General features: G+C 33.5%; 14 protein-coding genes. 12 read left to right on the top strand and 2 right to left on the bottom strand.

Annotation, left to right across the window (positions count from 1 at the left end):
- Positions 1-70 precede the first annotated feature (70 nt).
- Positions 71-2,443, top strand: a complete 2,373-nt coding sequence (locus INR76_RS09780; RefSeq protein ID WP_223107732.1) for a GAF domain-containing protein — start codon at positions 71-73, stop codon at positions 2,441-2,443.
- Here the strand turns inward: INR76_RS09780 and INR76_RS09785 are convergent.
- The gene (locus tag INR76_RS09785; RefSeq protein ID WP_223107733.1) at positions 2,440-3,642 is read right to left on the bottom strand and encodes a Pycsar system effector family protein; all 1,203 of its coding nucleotides are present in this window, start codon (positions 3,640-3,642) and stop codon (positions 2,440-2,442) included. The genes INR76_RS09780 and INR76_RS09785 overlap by 4 nt on opposite strands.
- Positions 3,643-3,698: 56 nt before the next feature.
- On the opposite strand from INR76_RS09785, the gene INR76_RS09790 reads away from it, so the two are divergent.
- Positions 3,699-7,379, top strand: a complete 3,681-nt coding sequence (locus INR76_RS09790; protein ID WP_223107734.1) for a phosphoesterase — start codon at positions 3,699-3,701, stop codon at positions 7,377-7,379.
- A gap of 23 nt (positions 7,380-7,402) precedes the next feature.
- A complete protein-coding gene (locus tag INR76_RS09795; protein WP_223107735.1) occupies positions 7,403-11,119 on the top strand; it encodes a metallophosphoesterase in 3,717 nt (1,238 codons plus the stop codon).
- A gap of 55 nt (positions 11,120-11,174) precedes the next feature.
- On the opposite strand, the gene INR76_RS09800 is transcribed toward INR76_RS09795, so the two are convergent.
- Positions 11,175-11,666 (bottom strand): Dps family protein, encoded by a 492-nt coding sequence (locus tag INR76_RS09800; protein WP_223107736.1) that lies wholly within the window; start codon positions 11,664-11,666, stop codon positions 11,175-11,177.
- Between the two features lie 216 nt (positions 11,667-11,882).
- Here INR76_RS09800 and INR76_RS09805 point away from each other — a divergent pair, with 216 nt between their 5' ends.
- Genes INR76_RS09805 through INR76_RS09845 form a run of 9 tightly spaced genes read left to right on the top strand, consistent with a single transcriptional unit; the run spans position 11,883 to position 20,915 of the window.
- Positions 11,883-14,318 (top strand): SLBB domain-containing protein, encoded by a 2,436-nt coding sequence (locus INR76_RS09805; protein WP_223107738.1) that lies wholly within the window; start codon positions 11,883-11,885, stop codon positions 14,316-14,318.
- 1 nt (position 14,319) lies between these two features.
- On the top strand, positions 14,320-15,420 hold the full coding sequence (locus tag INR76_RS09810; RefSeq protein ID WP_223107739.1) for a GNVR domain-containing protein: 1,101 nt from the start codon (positions 14,320-14,322) through the stop codon (positions 15,418-15,420).
- A gap of 35 nt (positions 15,421-15,455) precedes the next feature.
- A complete protein-coding gene (cysQ, locus tag INR76_RS09815; RefSeq protein WP_370632395.1) occupies positions 15,456-16,244 on the top strand; it encodes a 3'(2'),5'-bisphosphate nucleotidase CysQ in 789 nt (262 codons plus the stop codon).
- A gap of 11 nt (positions 16,245-16,255) precedes the next feature.
- On the top strand, positions 16,256-16,705 hold the full coding sequence (locus tag INR76_RS09820) for a DUF2061 domain-containing protein (protein WP_223107740.1): 450 nt from the start codon (positions 16,256-16,258) through the stop codon (positions 16,703-16,705).
- 8 nt (positions 16,706-16,713) lie between these two features.
- Entirely contained in the window at positions 16,714-17,307 is a 594-nt protein-coding gene (gene cysC, locus INR76_RS09825) for an adenylyl-sulfate kinase (protein ID WP_223107741.1), read from the top strand.
- 6 nt (positions 17,308-17,313) lie between these two features.
- The gene (cysD, locus tag INR76_RS09830; RefSeq protein ID WP_223107742.1) at positions 17,314-18,219 is read left to right on the top strand and encodes a sulfate adenylyltransferase subunit CysD; all 906 of its coding nucleotides are present in this window, start codon (positions 17,314-17,316) and stop codon (positions 18,217-18,219) included.
- Positions 18,220-18,243: 24 nt separating this feature from the next.
- The gene (locus INR76_RS09835; protein ID WP_223107743.1) at positions 18,244-19,500 is read left to right on the top strand and encodes a sulfate adenylyltransferase subunit 1; all 1,257 of its coding nucleotides are present in this window, start codon (positions 18,244-18,246) and stop codon (positions 19,498-19,500) included.
- 19 nt (positions 19,501-19,519) lie between these two features.
- Positions 19,520-20,278, top strand: a complete 759-nt coding sequence (locus tag INR76_RS09840; protein WP_223107744.1) for a hypothetical protein — start codon at positions 19,520-19,522, stop codon at positions 20,276-20,278.
- Positions 20,268-20,915, top strand: a complete 648-nt coding sequence (locus INR76_RS09845; RefSeq protein WP_223107745.1) for a sulfotransferase family 2 domain-containing protein — start codon at positions 20,268-20,270, stop codon at positions 20,913-20,915. The genes INR76_RS09840 and INR76_RS09845 overlap by 11 nt, the downstream gene beginning before the upstream one ends.
- Positions 20,916-20,973 lie beyond the last annotated feature (58 nt).

Here is a 20,973-nt window from a genome sequence, read left to right on the forward strand (position 1 = left end):
TAAAATCGCGGATTAATATTGAAATAAAATTATAAATTAGACTTAGTAATAAGGAGGTAATCAATTGAAAATGAAACCACAAAACAGCGAATTTCCACTTCAAGTTAAAGTGAGCTTCAGTAAGCTTTTTGATAAATACAGAAAGCTGCTAGACTCGCCTCAAAAATTAATACGAGAGCGAGCAGAAGGGATACTTGAAATCGCAGAAAAATATCCGGCTCTAGAAGATGGTATTACTACCAAAGCCGAATTTGAAACTTACGACCAACAAATTGATATTGTACTTGATGAGCTTTTTTCTTCCTTATTACAAGAAAATGAAATAAAGATTGCCACCATCCCTTTTCAAGAGTTTGTATTTAAATCATCGCAGCGGTATAAAAATATCTTGGCAGAAGCCGGTGAAGAATACATACCTCAATTGGCAAATTTTGATCATGACTACACCTACATTATGAGTTGTAGCATTATTTTAAATGTTCATTATGGTTTTAATGTAGACTTTAAGCAACCATTACATTACAACATACCAGATGCAAATGGAGTAAATCATACGTATAGAATTTTATATAACGGAGATTTTGTAGATTTAATTAAAACTGAAAAGGCAAAAGATATTACTCAAGAGGACGTTGAAGAATTACTTGACGGTTTTGATAATATAGACCTTTGGAAAGAAAAATTTCCTCCCGGCAGCTGGATTTTTAAAGGTTTTGTAATAGCCAATTTGTTTGATGTAACTTTAGACTCCTCTATTTCAGATTTTAAATCAAGGTTGTTACAAAACAATCCTGAAAGTGGCCTGTCAACCAATAACTTTGACACTATTTTTAAATCGATTTTTCAAACACAAGACTTAAAAATTGGTTTTTCAGAATTTAATGAAGAAGATCAAGTTTTTGAAAGATTCATTTTTAAAGATATAAGCAGTTATTTATTAAATGAAAAGGAAAAAGAAAACTGTAAAATAGCGCTTTGCGATGCCTCTTATTACACCCTTTTTAAGAAAAAGGAATTTTATAGTGTTTCAAATGTGCCTAAATATCGAAAGTTATATCCTGACAATATATTATATAAAAAATTACTAGATCAAGGTATAAAAAGTGCCATTTTGGCTTCGATAGTTAATGAAGAAGGTAAAGTACTTGGTATTTTAGAAATTGTTTCAGAAAGTATTAATAGTTTAAACTCTATTAACGCCAATAAACTGAATACCATAATGCCGTTTTTGGTAGATTCTGTTATTAGAGGTAAAAAACAAATTGACAATAAACTTGAGCTTATAATACAAGATGAATGTACCTCATTACATCCCAGTGTTCATTGGAAATTCAGAAAAGAGGCAAAACGCTATTTAAGTTTAATATCTCAAGATAAACCTACATTTTTTAGAGAAGTAATCTTTGAAGATGTTCATCCTTTGTATGGGCAAATAGATGTAAAAGGTTCTTCTGAAGCGCGTAACAATGCAACAATCAAAGATTTAATACTTCAGCTTAAGTTGATATTAAACATCATTAAAAAAGTTAATAAACTTCAACAACTGCCTATTTATGAGCACTTAGAATTCAGAATAACAAATTACTTAAAAGAGCTTAAAGAAGGATTACAAGTTGATAGTGAACGATTGGTTTTAAAGTTTTTAAAAACAGAAATAGTCCCGCTTTTTAAACATTTAAAACAAAAAACTGAAACCATAGAGCCTATCATTGAAGAATATGAAGCGCAAATAAATGTTGCTACTGGCTTAATTTACAAACACAGAAAAGACTATGATGAGTCTGTAGAGCTTATCAATAAAAGAATGGCATCTTTAATTGATAAAAAACAGGTTGATGCACAACGAATGTATCCGCATTATTTTGAGCGCTTTAAAACAGATGGTGTAGAGCATAATCTTTATATAGGCGAGGCTATTACAAAAGATAAAAGCTTTAACAAAGTTTATTTATACAACTTAAGATTGTGGCAATTGCAGGTAATGTGTGAGATGGAAAACAGCTATTATAAGCTGAAAGAACAATTACCGGTTCCTTTAAATGTAACATCCATGATTTTGGCATTTAATGGGTCGCTCTCGCTTAGATTTAGAATGGATGAAAAGCGTTTTGACGTAGATGGAACGTACAATGCACGATATGAAGTTGTGAAAAAACGTGTAGATAAAGCAAACATTCAAGGTACAAACGAGCGTGTAACTCAAGAAGGTAAAATTGTGATTATCTATTCACAAAAAGATGATGAAAAAGAGTATTTAAAGTACATTTCATTTCTTCAACATAAAAAACAACTGGATACAGATGTTGAGATTGTTGAACTAGAAGACCTTCAGGGCGTTACTGGTTTAAAAGCTATACGAGTAAGTGTATTGTACTCAAAAAACAAGGACAATAAAAAGAAATATTACACCTACAACGACTTAATATCTGAAATTAATAATTAAGCCATTCTTGAGCCTCCTAGGTAAAAAGAAAGGGCAAATGCAAGTATAGATATGATAGTTCCGGTTACAAAAATGGTGTAAGTCCATCGTAAAATACGATACTTTCTATCCAGTACTTTACCTAAAAAGTATAAATCTTTTGTAAGAGAAGAATACACATAATCCCTGTCTTTTAATAATTCATCCATGGCCCATTCAAATTCTGAAAGTTCCATACGGTGAAAGTTTCCGAAGAAAGCTAAGTTTACACTCTTATTGTCAACGTCTTCTTTTGAAAATTCACCTCTGGTAACATTTGGCCTTGTTGCAATTACCGAAAGTATCATAGTTACTGCGCTAAATATCACAAATATAGCGGTAGGTATGATTAAATAATCATTTGATGGATTATCTAGTTTTGAAAGTAAGTTTGATAATACCAACGAAATAATAATAGCATTAACAGACAGCAAAATATTGGCTTTGGTATCTGCAATATCACTTAATTTAATGTGGTTTCTTAGCGCTGTACGGTAAAAGGTTTGAATACCTCTATCAACGCTTTTATCTTTATACTTAGCTTTTAGTTGAGCTTTGTATTCTTCTTTCTGAATTTTATTCTTAAACTTTTTATTCTTCTGAATTAAGTTTGCTAGGTTTTCTTGTTTGGTATTTTGCCAGTTTTTTAAGGCGTATGGAGTGTAAAACTTATGCCTGTCAATCAACATTTTTATATTTTCATCTCTCCATTCTTTGGGAGTGAAGTTTTTAATGTTTTGAGCAATGTATTCTTGTCTTAAAAACTCGCTTGCCTCTTCAAAATAGTCTTTCCCAAAGTGCGAAGAATCTGCATCACGCATAATTTCCTCTAGGTAATCTTTTGGGGTTGTGTCTTTAAACTTTGTAGCTAAGATGCATTTTTCAACACCATCAATAATTTCCTTTTCTACATCTTTAGATTCTAAAAAATCTCGAGCAATTTTTACACTTTCCTCTTCGTGGCCTTCTCGCTTTTTAATATATCCTGTATCGTGTAGTAAAGCAGCCAATTTAAGCACGGTAGCATCTTTAACAGAAATTTGGGATTCTTCAATAATTTCGTTTATACTTTTATAAACACGTTTTGTGTGCGAATAGTTGTGATACACAAAAGTACTTGGTAATTTTTCTTTAAAAAGTTCTAGTACAAAAGTATCGGCAGCTTCAATAATATCGCTCATAAAATTTCTGTTTTAAAAATCCAAATTAATAAAAATTAGTACGCTTTAATTTGCTTATGAAAAAAATTAACATCTTTATAACTTTTACACTAGGATTATTGCTCATCTCTTGTGCTACCTACCAACCTCAGTACGCTTCAAACTATCAAAACAATACATCAACATCAAATAATAAAGAAGTTGAGCGCACATTCTATTTGATAGGAAATGCAGGTTATATAGGTGAAACGGAAAAAAACCTAGCGTTAAAATCATTTCAGAATTACATAGCAGATAAAAACACCGAAGATGCCAATTTATTATTCTTAGGAAATAGTTTTTACCCAAAAGGAATGCCTGAAGATGATGAGCCTGCCTTAAACAAAGCTAAAGAGGTAATTAAAAAACAACTTGAAGCCATTAAAGGTTTTGAAGGAACAGTAAATGTATTACCTGGTAATTTAGACTGGAAGTCTGGAGTAGATGGATTAGAGCTAGAAGAAGATTTACTAAAAGAAGCATTAAACTCAGATTCAGTTTTAGAGCCAAATAATGGTTGTCCGCTAGAAGAAGTTGAAATAACAGAAGATGTTCATTTAATAATGATTGACACTCAATGGTACATTGAAAATTGGGATAAGCATCCAAAAATGAATGACAAATGCCAAGTGAAAAATAGAGCAAAATTTTTGGTTGAATTAGAAGGTGAACTTAAAAAAGCAAAACAGCGAACAATTATTTTGGCAATGTATCATCCTTTGTATACCAATGGCCAATACGGCGGAAAATATCCTGCTAAAAACCATTTACTACCTGTTCCTGGTGTAGCCTCGTTAATTACTCAAGTAAGAAGTCAAGGAGCTATATCTACGCAAGATAGATATAATGAATCTTATAATGATTTGATGGAAAGAATTGAGGTACTTGTAAAAGATCACCAAAACCTAGTATTAGTTTCCGGTCATGAAAAATCACTGCAGTATATTGATGGTAGAAATGCAAAACAAGTTATTGTAGGTTCGGGTGGTGATGCAACCGCGGCTGCATTGGGTAATAATGGAGCCTTTGCATATGGAGGTCAAGGTTTTAGTAAAGTAACAATTTATAAAGACAGATCAACTTCGGTAACATTTTTTAAAGCCGAAGAAAATGGAACGGCTACCCGGCTTTTTGAAAAAGAAATAATACAACCTGAAAAAGAATATGACACCTCACAACTACCAAAAAAATTTCCAAAACATGTAAAAGCAGCAGTTTACAATGATAGCTTGGTAAACCGAAGTAGTTTCTTTAAAACCGTTTGGGGGGATCACTATCGTAAAGTTTATGGAAAAGAAGTACTTGCCCCAACTGTAGATTTAGATACGTTGTACGGCGGTTTAACCGTAGAACGAGCAGGAGGAGGGCACCAGACAGTTTCATTGCGATTGGTTGATAAAGAAGGCCACGATTATAATATGAGAGCTCTTAAAAAAAGTGCTGTACAATTTTTACAAACGGTAATCTTAAAAAATGAAGTTATAGAGGATGATTTTAAAAACACCATTCCAGAAGATTTAATATTAGATTTTTATACTGCAGCTCATCCCTACGGAGCGTTTGCCATTCCAAAACTTGCAGACGCAGCAAAAGTATTTCACACCAACCCAAAACTCTTTTATGTACCCAAACAAAAAGCATTGGGAAAATTTAATGATAGATACGGTGATGAATTGTATATGATTGTAGAACGACCCGATGAAGAATATGACGGTGCAATTTTTGACTATGCTGAAGATATTATAAGTACAGATGATGTTTTGGAAGAAATTCGAGATGATGAAGAAAATAAAATAAACCAAAAAGCTTACATACGCGCCCGTGTTTTTGATATGTTGATTGGTGATTGGGATCGTCATAATGATCAATGGCGTTTTGCCCTTCAAGAAGATGAAGATGGGAATAAAATTTATACTCCTATCCCAAGAGATCGCGATCAAGTATTTGCAAACTTTGATGGAGGTTTATTAGATGCGGTACGAACGTTATTCAGTACCAGTCGTCAATTTCAGGTTTATGGTCCTGAGCTTAAACACACCAAGTGGTTTAACAGCGCAGGGATAAAATTAGACCGCGCCTTAGCCGAAAACTACGGAAGAGAAGAATGGATGGCACAAGCCAAGTACATTGAACAAAATGTTACAGATGAAGTAATTGAAGAGGCTTTTAAAGATTTACCAAAAGAAGTGCAAGATGCTACTTCAGAAGAAATAATTAAAAACCTAAAAGGTAGACGTGATAATATAGTAAGAATAGCTTCAGAATACTATGATTACTTCTCCAATTTACAAATATTCACAGGAACAGATAAAGATGATTTGTTTGAAATTACACGCCTACCAGATGGCGAGACCAATGTAAAAGCGTTTAGAATTAAAGATGGTGATAAAGGTGATTTATTAATTGATAGAACCTACTCAAAAAATGATACCAAAGAACTTTGGATTTATGGACTAGATGATGACGATGTTTTTGAAGTAAAAGGTAAAGGTAGTCGTCCTATTTTTATTCGCCTTATAGGTGGTCAAAATAATGATACTTATGATATTCAAAACGGAAGTCGTATAAAAGTGTATGATCAAAAAAGTAAAAAGAATACCATAAAAAATAAAGGTGGAGCGGCGTTTAGAATCACAAATAACTATGACTTTAATACGTATAATTATATTAAAGAAAACAAAACCACCAATTTAATTTTACCAACCTTTGGTTATAACCCAGACGATGGATTTTTAATTGGTCTGTCAGATACATTTACTGTTCAAGGCTTTCAGCAAAATCCGTTTAAGCAAAAACACACCATTAGAGCAGGTTACTATTTTGCTACTCAAAGTTTTGATATTAACTACTCTGGAGAGTTTGCCAATATATTTGGAAACTGGAACTTTTTGCTAGAAGGGCGTTACCGCAACCCAAACTTTGCTGAAAATTATTTTGGCTTCGGAAATGAAACTGAAAACTTTGATGATGATTTAGGAAGAGATTATAACCGAGTTAGAATTGGTGCATATGGTGGTGCAATTGGCGTTAAAAAAGACGGTCGCTACGGAAGCACTTTTGAATTTAAGGCAAAACTTGAAGGATTTAAAGTAGAAGATACCGATGGGCGGTTTATTTCAGAAGTAACACCATTAGAGCTTGATGAAACAAAATATTTTGCTTCAGCCGAAGGAACGTATATATATGAGAGCTTTGATAATAAGGCAAATCCAGGTCGCGGTATGCACGCAAGTGTGACAACCGGTGCCACACAAAATATAGATGATAGCGATCGAGTGTTTGGATATGTAATTCCTCAATTACAATTTTATAATGCGATAACAAAGGACAAAAAGCTGGTTTTAAATACCAAAGCTTTTGGACATTTCAACATTGGTAATAACTTTGAGTTTTATCAAGGAGCACAATTAGGTAGAGATTATGGTCTTCGCGGTTATAGAAGAGATCGTTTCACAGGACGTAGTGCTTTAGCTGGAGGAGCAGACTTGCGATACAGCTTTAATAGTTTTAGAACTGCTTTGACACCGGTACAAGTAGGTGTTTTTGGTGGTTATGACGTAGGTAGAGTATGGGTGCCAAATGATACTTCAGATACTTGGCACAACAGTTACGGTGGAGGTCTATGGATTAATGCAGCAGATATTGTAAGCGGAACCCTCAATGTATTTACTGCAGATGAAGGTGTTCAGCTTTCGTTTAGAATAGCTTTTTCAATGTAAATAGAGAATGATAGTAAGTGTTTATGCAGTTTAAAAAACCTCTTATATTTCTTATTGTAGTTTCAGTTTTACAAGCCTGTGCCACGTATGAACCTCAATATAGAAATCCTGATGAAAACTATTCATTTCCTACAAATAAAAAAATAGCACGAACATTTTACCTAGTAGGAGATGCAGGATTGTCACCTCCCGGAGGAATGAGTGATGGTTTGACTATTTTTAAAAACTATTTAAAAGAAAATCCTACTAGTACAGAAGATTTTGCCATTTTTTTAGGTGACAATATTTATGATGACGGTATGCCGCCCAAAGGCCATCCCGAGCGTAAAAACAGTGAGCATTATATGAATGCGCAGCTAGATGCTTTACAAGAGTTTAAAGGTCAGTCATATTTTATTCCGGGTAATCATGAGTGGTATTTTGATGGAATTTACGGTGTTAAAAGAGAAGAAGAATATGTTGAAGAGCATTTGGGACCTTCTGCTTTTGAACCTTCAAATGGGTGTCCTTTAAAAACGGTATCTATTTCAGAGGATATAGAGTTGATTATGATAGATACACAATGGTATCTTGAAGATTGGAACTCAGACCCAAATATTAACAAAGGCTGTGAAATTAAAACAAGGGAAAAGTTTTTTATTGAAATTGCAAACGAACTTGAAAAAGACAAAAATAAAACCATTGTTTTTGCTATGCACCACCCTATGTTTACCAATGGAACACACGGTGGGTATTTTGCAATTCAAAAACACTTATTTCCTACACAAAGTAAGTTTCCCGTTCCTATTCTTTCTTCGCTAGTTGTTCAAATTCGCTCTCAAGGAGGTGTTTCAGTACAAGATAGATACAATGAGTTGTCAAATAAACTTATGAATCGGTTAGCCGAACTAGCCAAAAAACACGGAAGAGTAGTTTTTGCATCTGGTCACGAACATACATTGCAATACGTAGAAGAGGATGGTCTAATTCAAATTTTATCAGGTTCGGGGGCAAAGTCTTCATATGCAGCACTAGGTCAAAATGGTCTTTTTAGTTATGGAGGGCAAGGGTTTGCGATTTTTGATGTTTTTGAAGACGGTTCTTCTTATGTTCGTTTTTATGGAGGTACTCAAAACAAAGCTCCCAAATTACTGTATGAAAAAGAAGTTTTACCACCCAATAAAACATATCCGGCTTCGGTACTGCCTAAAAACTATCCAGATACAGAACGAGTTGCTATTTACAAGCAAGATAGTATTAATGAAGCATTATTTTTTAAAACCGTTTGGGGTTCAAAATATAAAGATGCTTATACCCAGCCAGTTGATGCAAAGGTAGCATCGCTAGATACATTATATGGAGGATTAAAGGTAGTGAGAGAAACGGGTGATGATGAATACAATGCTCTTATACTAGAAGATAATAAGGGCAATACTTACCGTATGCGAGCAATGAAAAAAAATGCTTTGGAATTTTCGCGTAAAATATTAATTGAAGAAAATTCTGAATCTTCTGAAATTGATAATGAAGAAACCAAAATAACACCAAAAAGCGCTTTTAATGAAGACTTTTACACTGCAACGCACCCTTATGTACCGTTGGTATTACCTACATTGGCTACTGCAGCTCGAGTTTTTCATAACCAAACAGAACTTTTTTATATTCCGAAGCAAAAAAGGCTGGAAGTGTATAATGAAAACTACGGAAATGCACTTTATCTAGTGACAATTGAACCCGCAGAAAGCGGAAAAGATGAACCCCTTTTTGAATATCCAGATGATATAGAAACAGCAGACGATATTTTAATTAAACTTAGGGATGGTAGAGAGGTTTCAATTGATGAACAAAATTACATACGCGCCAGACTGTTTGATATGCTTGTAGGTGATTGGGATAGAGAGCCGGGCCATTGGCGCTGGGCAGAATATTACAATAGAGATAGTGTAAATGTATATGTACCTATTCCTAAAAACAGAGATGATGCCTTTGCTAGCTTTGAAGGCAATATTTTTGATTTTGCTAGATCTTTATTTGGTTCTTCATATCAAAGGCAGGTGTACAACGAAACTTTAAGAGATTTACAATGGTTTAATAAAGAAGGTATCATTCTAGACCGAGCACTCTTAAAACGCTCCGGAAAACAAGATTGGTTAAACACAGCAGAATTTTTGCAAACCGCAATTTCAGATTCGTTAATCGATGAAGCTTTTTCAAAAATACCACAATCAGTTACAAATCAATCCCTAGAAGATATTAAAACGGCTTTAAAAGGAAGACGAGATAATCTTGTAGAAATCTCAGAACGATATTATTCATACTTAGCCAGTTTACAAACAGTTGAAGGAACAAACAAAAAAGATTTTTTTCAAATTACAAGATTATCTGACGGAAGAACCAATGTAAAAACATACAATTTTCCTTCAGATGATAGAGGAATGCTAGTTGCTGATAGAACTTTTTCAACTTCAGAAACCAAACAATTATGGATCTATGGTCTAGATGATGATGATATTTTTGAAGTAACTGGAGACGGAAACAACCCAATGTTTGTCAGAATAATTGGTGGGCATGGTAATGATACGTATAGATTGATTAATGGAAAACGAGTAAAAGTGTATGATCACGAAGACAAAGAAAATACCGTTGAGGTTAAAAATGGAGGTAACTTACGTTTAACAAATGTGTATTCATTAAACTCATATGATTATCGTAAAAAAATTGAATACCAACATGGCTATGCTGCTGCAATAGGGTACAACCCCGATGATGGTTTCAGAACTGGTTTACAGTATGTTTATCAAGTAAATAGTTTTCAACAAAACCCATTTTCTAGAAGACATAGTTTAAATGGTGCTTACTTTTTTGATACACAAAGTTTTGAATTTGTTTATGATGGTGAAATAGCCAACATTAGAAATAACTTAAATTTAAGTTTAGGAGCCCGATTTACAAGTTCGGGTTATGTTATCAATTATTTTGGTTACGGAAATGAGTCTGAAAACTTAGAAGATACATTAGGTGACAATTACAGTAGAGTAGAAGTACAAACGCTTATGGCAAAAGCAGGTTTGCTTCGCAACTCAAATTTTGGTAGCTTTTTTAAACTTCAAGGTAAATTTGAAGCTATTAGCGTCAACAGCACTATTCCGGGTCCTTTAAACATCAATAGAGAAACGCAACAAGGAGAGTTTGATTACTTTTCAACAATTGAAGGTATTTATAACTACAGAAGTTATGACGACCCTCGCAACCCTACAATAGGTATGATGTTTGACCTTAATACCGGTGTCACCGGAAATGTAAAAAACACAAAACGAGTATTTGGGTTTTTACATACACGACTGGGGTTTTATAATAGTTTGACTTCAAATAAAAAATGGGTTTTAAAAACTAATATTCAAGCAAAATTTAATTTTGGTAACCAATTTGAATTTTACCAAGCTGTTCACGCCGGAGGAAAAACCGGGCTGCGAGGATATCGAGAAGAACGTTTTAGCGGAAAATCTGCTTTGGTAGGTAGTGCTGATGTGCGATATAGTTTTGATGAATTTAACCTAGGTTTAATTCCTATTCAAATTGGGTTGTACGGAGGTGCAGATTTAGGCCGTGTTTGGACGCCAAACTTCAATTCAGAAAAGTGGCATAATTCCTATGGAGGTGGTTTATGGATTAATGGTAGTGGCGGTTTAAGCGGTTCTGCAAGTATATTCAATTCTATTGAAGGCTCTCGTATTGTCTTTGGTTTAGGATTTGATTTTTAACAAAAAAAAGAGACCGTTTTATAACGGTCTCTTTTCTACTTATATGTTGTTATAATTAAGCCTCAGGATGTGTGTCGCTAGACTTCATAGACCAAGCATCAAGCATCCAACTAATTTTTTCTACATCAGCGATATAAGCACCAATCATATCAATGGTACCTTCATCTTCTGCTTTATCTGCTTTTTCAATTACTTTACGCATTTGCGTTAAAATTTTTCCGTGATCTTCAAGAAGAATCTTTACCATTTTTGAATCTTCAGTTCGTGAAGGAGATTCTTTAAGGTTTGACATCTCAAGGTAATCTGTATAATTACTCACCGGCTGAAAACGTAGGGTTAAAATTCGCTCTGCGATTTCATCTACTTTCAGTTTAGCATCGTCATACATTTCTTCAAACTTCTCGTGTAAATCAAAAAAGTTTTTACCAACGATGTTCCAATGAAAATTACGTAGTTTTTGATAGTACAAATGGTAATCTGCCAATAAAATATTTAGCTCTTTAGCAGTTTCAGTTGTTTTTTCTTTATTTAAGTTTAAATAGCTCATAGTTTATTTTTTGTTTTTAACAAATTTACAAATAGAAAGAGTTTAACCCAATTAAAAGGAACAGTTTAGAATTTTTTTAACGTTGAAAATCAACTGTTAATAATGTAAAACAAAGGCTTTATTTCTATAGATTATTGCAATATTCTCTATAAAGATTTGTTATATTTGCGCGTTCAATAAAGAACAACATCACTAGTAAATATTTCAATAAAAATAATGAATATAATTAGTAAACAAACCATAACTTTCTTCTTAGTGTTATTTTGTTTAGCGGTTCCGTCTATTGAGGCTCAAACAGTTCCTTCCCCATCTGTGTTATCCTCAAATGTTGAAGATTTAACCGATGAGCAAATACAAGCCTACTGGCAAAAAGCAAAAGCTCAGGGTTATACTATGGAGCAACTAAAAGCAATAGCTGCTTCTAGAGGTATTTCACCGTCTCAAATTGCCGAATTAGAAAGAAGACTCAATGAAATGGGTGATTCAACCAAATCTTTAGAAGGCAAACAAATTGATAGTTTGCGTGAGATTGACGAGACTCCAAAACTTGGTTTCACCGGAAATGAAATAAAAGAAGGTGTAACAAAAGATCCACTATTTGGGTATGATTTTTTTAATAATCAAAACATTTCATTTACTCCCAATATGAATCTGGCTACACCAACCAATTATGAACTGGGACCTGGTGATGAGATTTCAATAAACTTATGGGGAGCGGCCGAGACCAATTATAGCGTTGAAGTTGATAGAGAGGGAGCTATACGCATTTCAAATATTGGGCTTATCTATGTGAGCGGCTTAACAATGGAAGAAGCTTCAGCAAAAATTAAAAATAAATTAAAACGAATTTATTCAGGAATTAATGCTTCAGATAGTAGTCCTTATAAGGTGTTTTTAAATATTTCGTTAGTAAATGTAAGAACTGTACAGGTAAATATTATTGGTGAAGTAAAAGTGCCGGGAACGTACTCTTTAAGCGCACTATCTACGGTGTTAAATGCTTTATATGCCTCCGGAGGTCCTACCAAGCAAGGAACTTTTAGAGAAATCAAGTTGGTAAGAAACGGCGAAGAAATTACTTTCTTTGATGTGTATGATTATTTAATTAACGGTTCTCAAATAGGTAATAAAACCTTACGAGATCAAGATGTAATAATTGTTGCACCTTACATTTCAAGAGTAGGTATTTCAGGAAGTGTAAAACGTCCAGGTAAATATGAAATGAAAGCTGGCGAAACCTTAAATGATTTATTATTGTTCTCAGGCGGATTTACTTCAAATGCTTATAAAGAACGAGTTGTACTTGAACGAATTGAAGGAGATAGAAAAGTAGTAAAAGAAATATTAGTTGATAACGAAAAAGAAACCCCATTGCAAGATGGCGACTCATTGGCTGTAAAAAGTGTAATTGATAAGTTTGAAAACAAAATATCTATTGAAGGTGCTGTGTATAGACCTGGAAGATATGAGTTTACACCAGGTATTACGGTTAAAGATTTAATTAGTAAAGCGGCAGGAGTTAACGATCAAGCCTTTTTACAAAGAGGATTGTTATTTAGTACCAATGACGGAGTGATAGAAACAGCTACTCCATTTTCAGTTTCAGAAGTACTTTCAGGTAAAACAGAAATTCAATTGCAACCTGATGACCGTGTTGAAATTTTTAATAAATACAATTTATCTGAAAGCTACACATTAACAATCGATGGAGCTGTAAACAATCCTAAAACCATCCCTTATGTACAAAACATGACAGTTGAAGATCTTGTTCTAGTTGGAGGAGGTTTTACAGATGCTGCCAACGTAAGCAAGATTGATATTTACAGACGCGTAGATGATGATAATTATGAAACATTAAGTAAAAACTTCAAGGTTTCAGCAAATGGCCAGTTAACTCTTGAAGACGGTTCAAACTTTGTGTTACAACCCAACGATCGTGTTTCAGTACGTTATTTACGTGGATTTTCTGAGCAAATAAAGGTAGTTGTTTCAGGTGAAGCAAATTACCCGGGTAGTTATACGATTGAAAATAAAAATGAAAAAATTTCAGATTTATTAAATAGAGCAGGAGGTGTAACAGAATATGCTTTTGTTGAAGGCGCAACCTTGGTGAGAAAGAATCCTTTCTATAAAGAAGAAACCTTAAAAGAAACTTTTGAAGGTTTGGCAGAAAAAGAAGAGGTTACCGGTAGTGAAGACGATACACTTAAAAACCGAAGAGAATTTAGAGTTGGAATAAACCTTCAAGATATTATTGATGATGAAGACTCAAAACACAACCTTGTACTTAAAACAGGTGATCAATTAATTATACCATCAACCAAGCAGACTGTAAAAGTTGAAGGAGAAGTGTTGGTACCTTCTTTAGTTAGATATGAAAAAGGAATGACACTTAAGGATTACATTAGTAAATCTGGTGGTTTTTCAACCGATGCTAAAAAAGGAAAAACCTATGTAGTTTATGCAAATGGTGATATTGCATCTACTAAGCATTTTTTATTTTTCAGAAGTTATCCAAAATTAGAACCGGGAGCTGCTATATTGGTACCTGCAAAACCTGAAAATAGAAATAAGCTTACAACACAAGAAGTGATAGGAATAAGTACAGGTCTTACTACGTTAGGACTTTTAATAGATAGATTACTTCAGTAGTATGGAAAACGAAAAAACGTCTGAAAAATCAATTTTTCAAGTTGATACACTTGAAATTGTAAAGATTTTAAATCGATCTAGAAAAGTAATTCTAAAATTTGCAATTGTTTTCCTAGTACTAGGATTACTGGTTGCATTTTTATTGCCAAAAGAATACTCATCATCATCAGTATTTGTATCACAAATTTCATCAAGTAAAAAGCTAGGAAAAAAAATAAGTGGGATTGCCAGTTTAATTGGTGTTAACGTTGGAGAATCTGGCACCGATGTAATTTTACCAATGCAATATCCTTTAATTGTAGAAAGTACACCGTTCAAAAAACAATTATTAGAATCTAAAATTCCGGTTAACGAGCGAGACAGTTTAGTAACCGTTTCATATTATCTTGAAAATTTAAGAAAACCCGGTGTATTGAGTACTGTAAAGGGTTACACTATTGGTTTACCAGGAAAAATTATTAAATTATTTAAAAGTTCAGAAGAAGGTAAGCCTTTAAAGAAAAGAGATTCATCTGCTTATTATTTAACTCTGAAAGAAAAACAACAATTAGATTATTTGTACTCAAATTTTTCAGTAAATATCAATGATGTAGACGGGTATATAGAAATTAAAACCACATTCCCCGAAGCCGAAGCTTCTGCCCGGCTTACAAATAATATTCAAAATCTCTTACAAGAGTTTATAATAGAATATAATATTAAAAAAGCCAGACAAGAGTTAAAATATATTAGCGAACGTTTTGAGGAAACTGAGGAAGATTATTTTAATAAAAGAGCAACCTTAGCAAGTTATAAGGATCGAAATATAAATGTAATAAGCAATAGAGCTCAAAACAGATTAGAACAGTTACAAACAGAATACAATTTGTCTTCAAATATTTATTCTCAAATAGCGGGAGAACTAGAAACTGCAAAGTTGAATGTAAAAAAAGACACGCCTGTTTTTACAATTATAAAACCAGCAACCATTCCTTTGGAAGAATCATTCCCAAAGAAGCCTTTAATTCTCATTCAGTTTTTATTGGTTGGATTGATATTGGGCTCACTTTATATTTTATTTAGACATTTTTACCCTGAAATTAAAAAGAAGATTACAAATTAATTTTCCCATTACAATAATCATTTTATAAACCTATCTTGGATATACTACACATCGCCATACAAGCATCGCTAGAAGCTGGAGAAGAAATAATGAACGTTTACGCTTCAAACTTTGAAGTAGAAACCAAAGAAGATGAATCTCCACTTACTATTGCAGATAAACGAGCAAATGCAATTATAATGTCGCATCTTAAGACGACAAACATTCCTATTATTAGTGAAGAAAATAAGGAAGTAGCTTATTCAGAGCGTAAGGAATGGAACCAATGCTGGATCGTTGACCCACTTGACGGAACAAAAGAATTTATTAAGAGAAACGGTGAGTTTACCGTAAATATAGCATTGGTAGAAAATGGAGCACCAATTTTATCTGCGTTATATGTTCCAGATTTTAAAACACTATATTTCACTAAGGTTTCAGAAGAGAAAGCCTATAAAATTGAATTGGAAAAACACCAAACTCCTATTTCAGAAATTATAGCAAATGCTCGTGAAATTAAACCATCTAGTGCTTCAAAAGCACGTATTGTTGGAAGTCGCTCTCATTTAAATGATGAAACAAAAGAATTTATTAATAATATTTCAGAAAAAGAAGAAGTAGAAATTGTTTCAAAAGGAAGTTCTTTAAAATTTTGTCTAGTTGCTGAAGGAAAAGCAGATTTATATCCTCGGTATGCTCCAACAATGGAGTGGGATACGGCTGCAGGACACGCAATTTGTAAAGCCGTAGGAATATCTGTCACAGCTTTGCCAGCAAATAAACCATTAGAGTATAATAAAGAAAATTTATTAAACCCTTGGTTTTTAGTGTCTAATCGAAGCTAAATAAGCTTACTATGGCTCAATACAAACGAGAATCTCATTATCGTAGTATTTTAAAAGGAATTTCGTGGCGTTGTATAGCAACAGCAGATACTATTCTCGTTGTACTGTTAATTACGTGCCTCAACGGAAATTGTAGTATAGATAGCGCTTTAAAAATTGGCTTTTTTGAATTTTTTATCAAACTGGCAGTATATTATGTGCACGAACGCATATGGCAAAAAATTCTATACGGAAAAGAGGTAAACCCTCGGCAAACTCTATATAAAACCATTTCATGGCGCATAATTGCTACAACCGGAACATTTATAATTTCTGGAGTAATATTGAACTCATTTGATGAAATTGCTTTATTTGTAGCAATTACAGAGCTGGTTTCAAAATTTATTCTATACTACATTCATGAAAGGTTGTGGCTGCGATTACCTTTAGGAAAAATTAGAAACTTCTTTTTAAGAAAATAAAACTCATTATGGAAGAAAACATAATTCCACATAACTTTAAAATAAATAAAGAAAAGCGTGCTAGTTTAAAAAACCATAAATCGGTTTTGCTTTGGTTTACAGGTTTGTCCGGGTCAGGAAAATCAACCATTGCCAATGCAGTTGAACAAAAACTGTATACTAATAAAATCCATACATATACTTTGGATGGAGACAATGTGCGCAAAGGCCTTAATAACGATTTAAGTTTTGCACCTGAAGATCGCACCGAGAATATTCGCAGAATTGCCGAAACAGCCTCTTTATTCATTGATGCAGGGATCGTTGTTTTAGCAGCATTTGTTTCTCCATATAAAAAGGATAGAGAAAGCGTAAGAAAAACGGTTAAAGATGTTAACTTTGTCGAAATTTTCATAGACACACCAATAGAGGAGTGTGAAAAAAGAGATGTAAAAGGGTTATATAAAAAAGCTAGAAAAGGATTGATTAAAGATTTTACAGGCATCAACGCACCTTATGAAGCACCCGAAAACCCTGATATAAGAATAGATACAACAGAAACAACAATAGACGAAGCTGTTGATAATATCATAAAAAAAATACAACCCAAACTAGAACTATAACAAACTATGAGTAAGTATTATTTAAATTATCTGGACGAATTAGAGTCTGAAGCAATCTATATATTGCGAGAAGTATGGGCTCAATTTGAAAACCCGGTAATCCTGTTTTCAGGAGGTAAAGATTCTATTTTGGTAACTCATTTGGCAAAAAAGGCCTTTTACCCTTCCAAAATTCCCTTTCCTTTAATGCACGTTGATACAGGTCATAACTTCCCGGAGACTATTCAGTTTAGGGATGATCTTATTAAAAAGTTAGATGCACAATTAATTGTTGGTTCTGTGCAAGAATCAATAGATCAAGGAAGAGTTGCCGAAGAAAAAGGCAAAAACGCAACTAGAAATGCATTGCAAATAACAACGCTACTCGATGCAATTGAAAACAATAATGTAGACTGTGCCATAGGAGGAGGACGCCGTGATGAAGAAAAAGCTCGTGCAAAAGAGCGTTTCTTCTCTCATAGAGATGATTTTGGACAATGGGACCCTAAAAATCAGCGTCCCGAGCTTTGGAATATTTTAAACGGTAAACATTTTGAAGGAGAACATTTTAGAGCGTTTCCAATAAGCAATTGGACCGAGATGGATGTTTGGAACTATATTCAAAGAGAAAATATTGAGATTCCTTCTTTATATTTCGCACACGAACGCGAAGTGGTATGGCGTAATGATTCTTGGATTCCTGTTTCAGAACATTTAAAACTTGAGGATGACGAAGAAGTTGTTACTAAAAAAGTAAGATTCAGAACGCTAGGAGATATAACAATTACCGGAGGCATAGAATCTGATGCAGATACACTAGAAAAAATTGCACTTGAGGTTTCTGCAATGAAACAAACCGAGCGTGGAAATCGTACTGACGATAAACGCAGTGAAACTTCAATGGAAGACAGAAAACGACAAGGATACTTTTAAAAAAATTAAAGCGCAGAGATTACGATGGAAATTAACGAAAACCAATTATTACGATTTACAACAGCAGGAAGTGTAGACGATGGTAAAAGTACCTTGATAGGAAGGTTGTTGTATGATAGTAAAGCAATATTTGAAGATCAATTACAAGCTGTTGAAACAACAAGTAAGCGTAAAGGACATGAAGGAGTTGATTTAGCACTTTTTACAGATGGCTTAAAAGATGAAAGAGAGCAAGGTATAACTATTGATGTAGCTTATCGTTATTTTACAACACCAAAGCGAAAGTTTATAATTGCTGATACTCCAGGTCATATTCAATACACCCGTAATATGGTAACGGGAGCTTCTACCGCAAATGCAGCATTGATTTTAATAGATGCTCGTAATGGAGTAATAGAGCAGACCAAGCGACACGCTTTTATAGCTTCGTTGTTACAAATCCCTCACATTGTTGTTTGTGTTAATAAAATGGATTTGGTTGATTTTTCTGAAAAAGTGTACAACGATATCATTACACAATTTGAAGAATTTTCATCAAAGCTTTATGTAAGAGACATTCGATTTTTACCTATTTCTGCTTTATTGGGAGATAATGTAGTAAACCGTTCAGAAAATATGGATTGGTATCAAGGTGCACCATTACTTCATACACTCGAAAATATTCACATAAGCAGTGATATAAATAAAATTGATGCTCGTTTTCCTGTTCAAACAGTACTAAGACCACAAAGTGATGGCTTTATTGATTACCGCGGATATGCAGGTAGAGTTGCAAGTGGAATTTTTAGACCCAATGATGAAGTAGCTGTAATGCCTTCAGGATTTACATCAAAAATTAAATCTATTGATACTTATGATGGTCCCATCAAAGAGGCTTTTGCTCCTATGTCAGTTTCAATTACGCTAGAAGACGATATCGACGTGAGTCGTGGTGATATGATTGTTAAGGTTAACAATAGACCTGAAGCCGAGCAAGAATTTAGTGCAATGATTTGCTGGTTAAATAATGATTCTGCAAAATCTAGAGCAAAATACACTATTCTACATACTTCTAATGAACAAACTGCGATGATTAAAGATGTGTTGTATAAAATTGACATTAACACATATGATAGAGATGAAGAGGATAAGAGCTTAAATATGAACGATATTGCTCGCGTAACTATTAGAACAACACGCAGATTAATGATTGATGAGTATAGAGATAATAGAAATACAGGAAGCTTTGTATTAGTTGATACACTTACAAACGAAACTGTAGCAGCAGGGATGATTTTGTAAAGACATTACTTTTAAAAATATGAAAAAGATTCTTATAACCTCTATAGGTAGGACTGGTACTAAGAGCTTATCATATTTTTTAAACTCAATCCCTAATGTAACGTGCTTTCATCATAGAGAAGGGGCTAAAGACCTTCCTTTTCTTTTTTTGTCACAACTCAAAGAGTTTTCTACTATTACAAACTCATACCTAGAAGAAAGAGATTCTATTGCCGAAAAGAATACTACAGAATATTACATAGAGGTTAATCCTTATTTGCGATTTGCAAACGCTCAGAAACTCCATAATTTAGGTTGGACCAAAGTATTTATCGTACGTCACCCCAAAACCTATCTAGAAAGCGTTTACATACGTAGTTTGTTTACTGAAGACGATTATATAATCAATCAATACCCAAGTGATGATGATCCCTTTTCAGAATCTTGGAGTGCCGCGTCTCGCTTTGAAAAGCTTTGCTGGTACTACAAAAAAGCTCACTCATATATTTTGGAAAGTAATGATCCCTTTTTTAGGTTTGAAGAATTGACAAAAAATTCGGTTGCTTTAAAAACTTTTGTAACTTATTTAGGAATAGATACTTCAAAAGTAAGCTCTTTCTCACTTCCAAATAAAAATACGTCTACAAGATATAAAGTGAGACAGGTTGTAAAAGCAAGTTTAAAAGGGAAACCAATTAATCTATCAGCCCTAGATTGGAGTTCTTTAACACAAAAAGAAAAACATACCTATTCACAACTCTGCGAACCTTTCATAAAACAATTGGGATATGTTTTATAGCAAATGGGGCGTATATCAAAAACTATATTTAGACCTTTGGGTGCGTCCTAAATTATTAAATACTTATTTAGAGCAGATTAAAACCCGTGAAAAACCCTTGTTTATTCATATAAATAGGACTGCTGGCTCATCTATTGCCAATAGCCTTGAAATAACAGAAGCTCATCATACATTTTCTGCTTATAAAAAGTTATATAAAAAAAAGTTTAATGAATCATTTCCTGAAGATCTTGAAGTATGGACAGCCATTCGCAATCCGTTTGATAAAGTCGTTTCAGAATATTACTACCGTATACAAACCAATCAAAACAAAATGAAAACGCACCCAATATCCTTTGATGATTGGGTAAAAAAAGTATTTTTAGAAAAAGATGTAGCGTATCGTGATAGAGAAATTATGTTTATTCCACAAAGTGAATGGTTAGTAGGTGCTGAAGCCTATTCACTTAACATTATCAAATTTGAATCTCTACAAAAGGATTATAAAACCTTGGCAACTAAATTTTCGGCTAAGCCACTGGTTTGGAAGAAAAAAACAGAGAATTTCAATTATAAGGATGAATTTTCTGAAGTTTCAAAAAAAATCATATCAGACGTTTTTAAAGAAGATTTAGACCGGTTTGGGTATTTTTTTTAATTTGTGGCAAGATTTTATGAATATTACTTCATCAATTTTTAAATCTGTATTTCAAGAT

Source organism: Marixanthomonas sp. SCSIO 43207, from assembly GCF_019904255.1.
GTDB lineage: Bacteria > Bacteroidota > Bacteroidia > Flavobacteriales > Flavobacteriaceae > Marixanthomonas.

What these genes read in the sequence shown, in the direction of transcription:
- INR76_RS09795 (WP_223107735.1), top strand. Translation starts at nt 7,403, where the DNA reads ATGCAGTTTAAAAAACCTCTTATATTTCTTATTGTAGTTTCAGTTTTA.
- INR76_RS09810 (WP_223107739.1), top strand. Translation starts at nt 14,320, where the DNA reads ATGGAAAACGAAAAAACGTCTGAAAAATCAATTTTTCAAGTTGATACA.
- INR76_RS09790 (WP_223107734.1), top strand. Translation starts at nt 3,699, where the DNA reads ATGAAAAAAATTAACATCTTTATAACTTTTACACTAGGATTATTGCTC.
- INR76_RS09780 (WP_223107732.1), top strand. Translation starts at nt 71, where the DNA reads ATGAAACCACAAAACAGCGAATTTCCACTTCAAGTTAAAGTGAGCTTC.
- INR76_RS09800 (WP_223107736.1), bottom strand. Translation starts at nt 11,666, where the DNA reads ATGAGCTATTTAAACTTAAATAAAGAAAAAACAACTGAAACTGCTAAA.
- INR76_RS09835 (WP_223107743.1), top strand. Translation starts at nt 18,244, where the DNA reads ATGGAAATTAACGAAAACCAATTATTACGATTTACAACAGCAGGAAGT.
- INR76_RS09785 (WP_223107733.1), bottom strand. Translation starts at nt 3,642, where the DNA reads ATGAGCGATATTATTGAAGCTGCCGATACTTTTGTACTAGAACTTTTT.
- cysC (WP_223107741.1), top strand. Translation starts at nt 16,714, where the DNA reads ATGGAAGAAAACATAATTCCACATAACTTTAAAATAAATAAAGAAAAG.
- INR76_RS09805 (WP_223107738.1), top strand. Translation starts at nt 11,883, where the DNA reads ATGAATATAATTAGTAAACAAACCATAACTTTCTTCTTAGTGTTATTT.
- INR76_RS09820 (WP_223107740.1), top strand. Translation starts at nt 16,256, where the DNA reads ATGGCTCAATACAAACGAGAATCTCATTATCGTAGTATTTTAAAAGGA.
- cysD (WP_223107742.1), top strand. Translation starts at nt 17,314, where the DNA reads ATGAGTAAGTATTATTTAAATTATCTGGACGAATTAGAGTCTGAAGCA.
- INR76_RS09840 (WP_223107744.1), top strand. Translation starts at nt 19,520, where the DNA reads ATGAAAAAGATTCTTATAACCTCTATAGGTAGGACTGGTACTAAGAGC.
- INR76_RS09845 (WP_223107745.1), top strand. Translation starts at nt 20,268, where the DNA reads ATGTTTTATAGCAAATGGGGCGTATATCAAAAACTATATTTAGACCTT.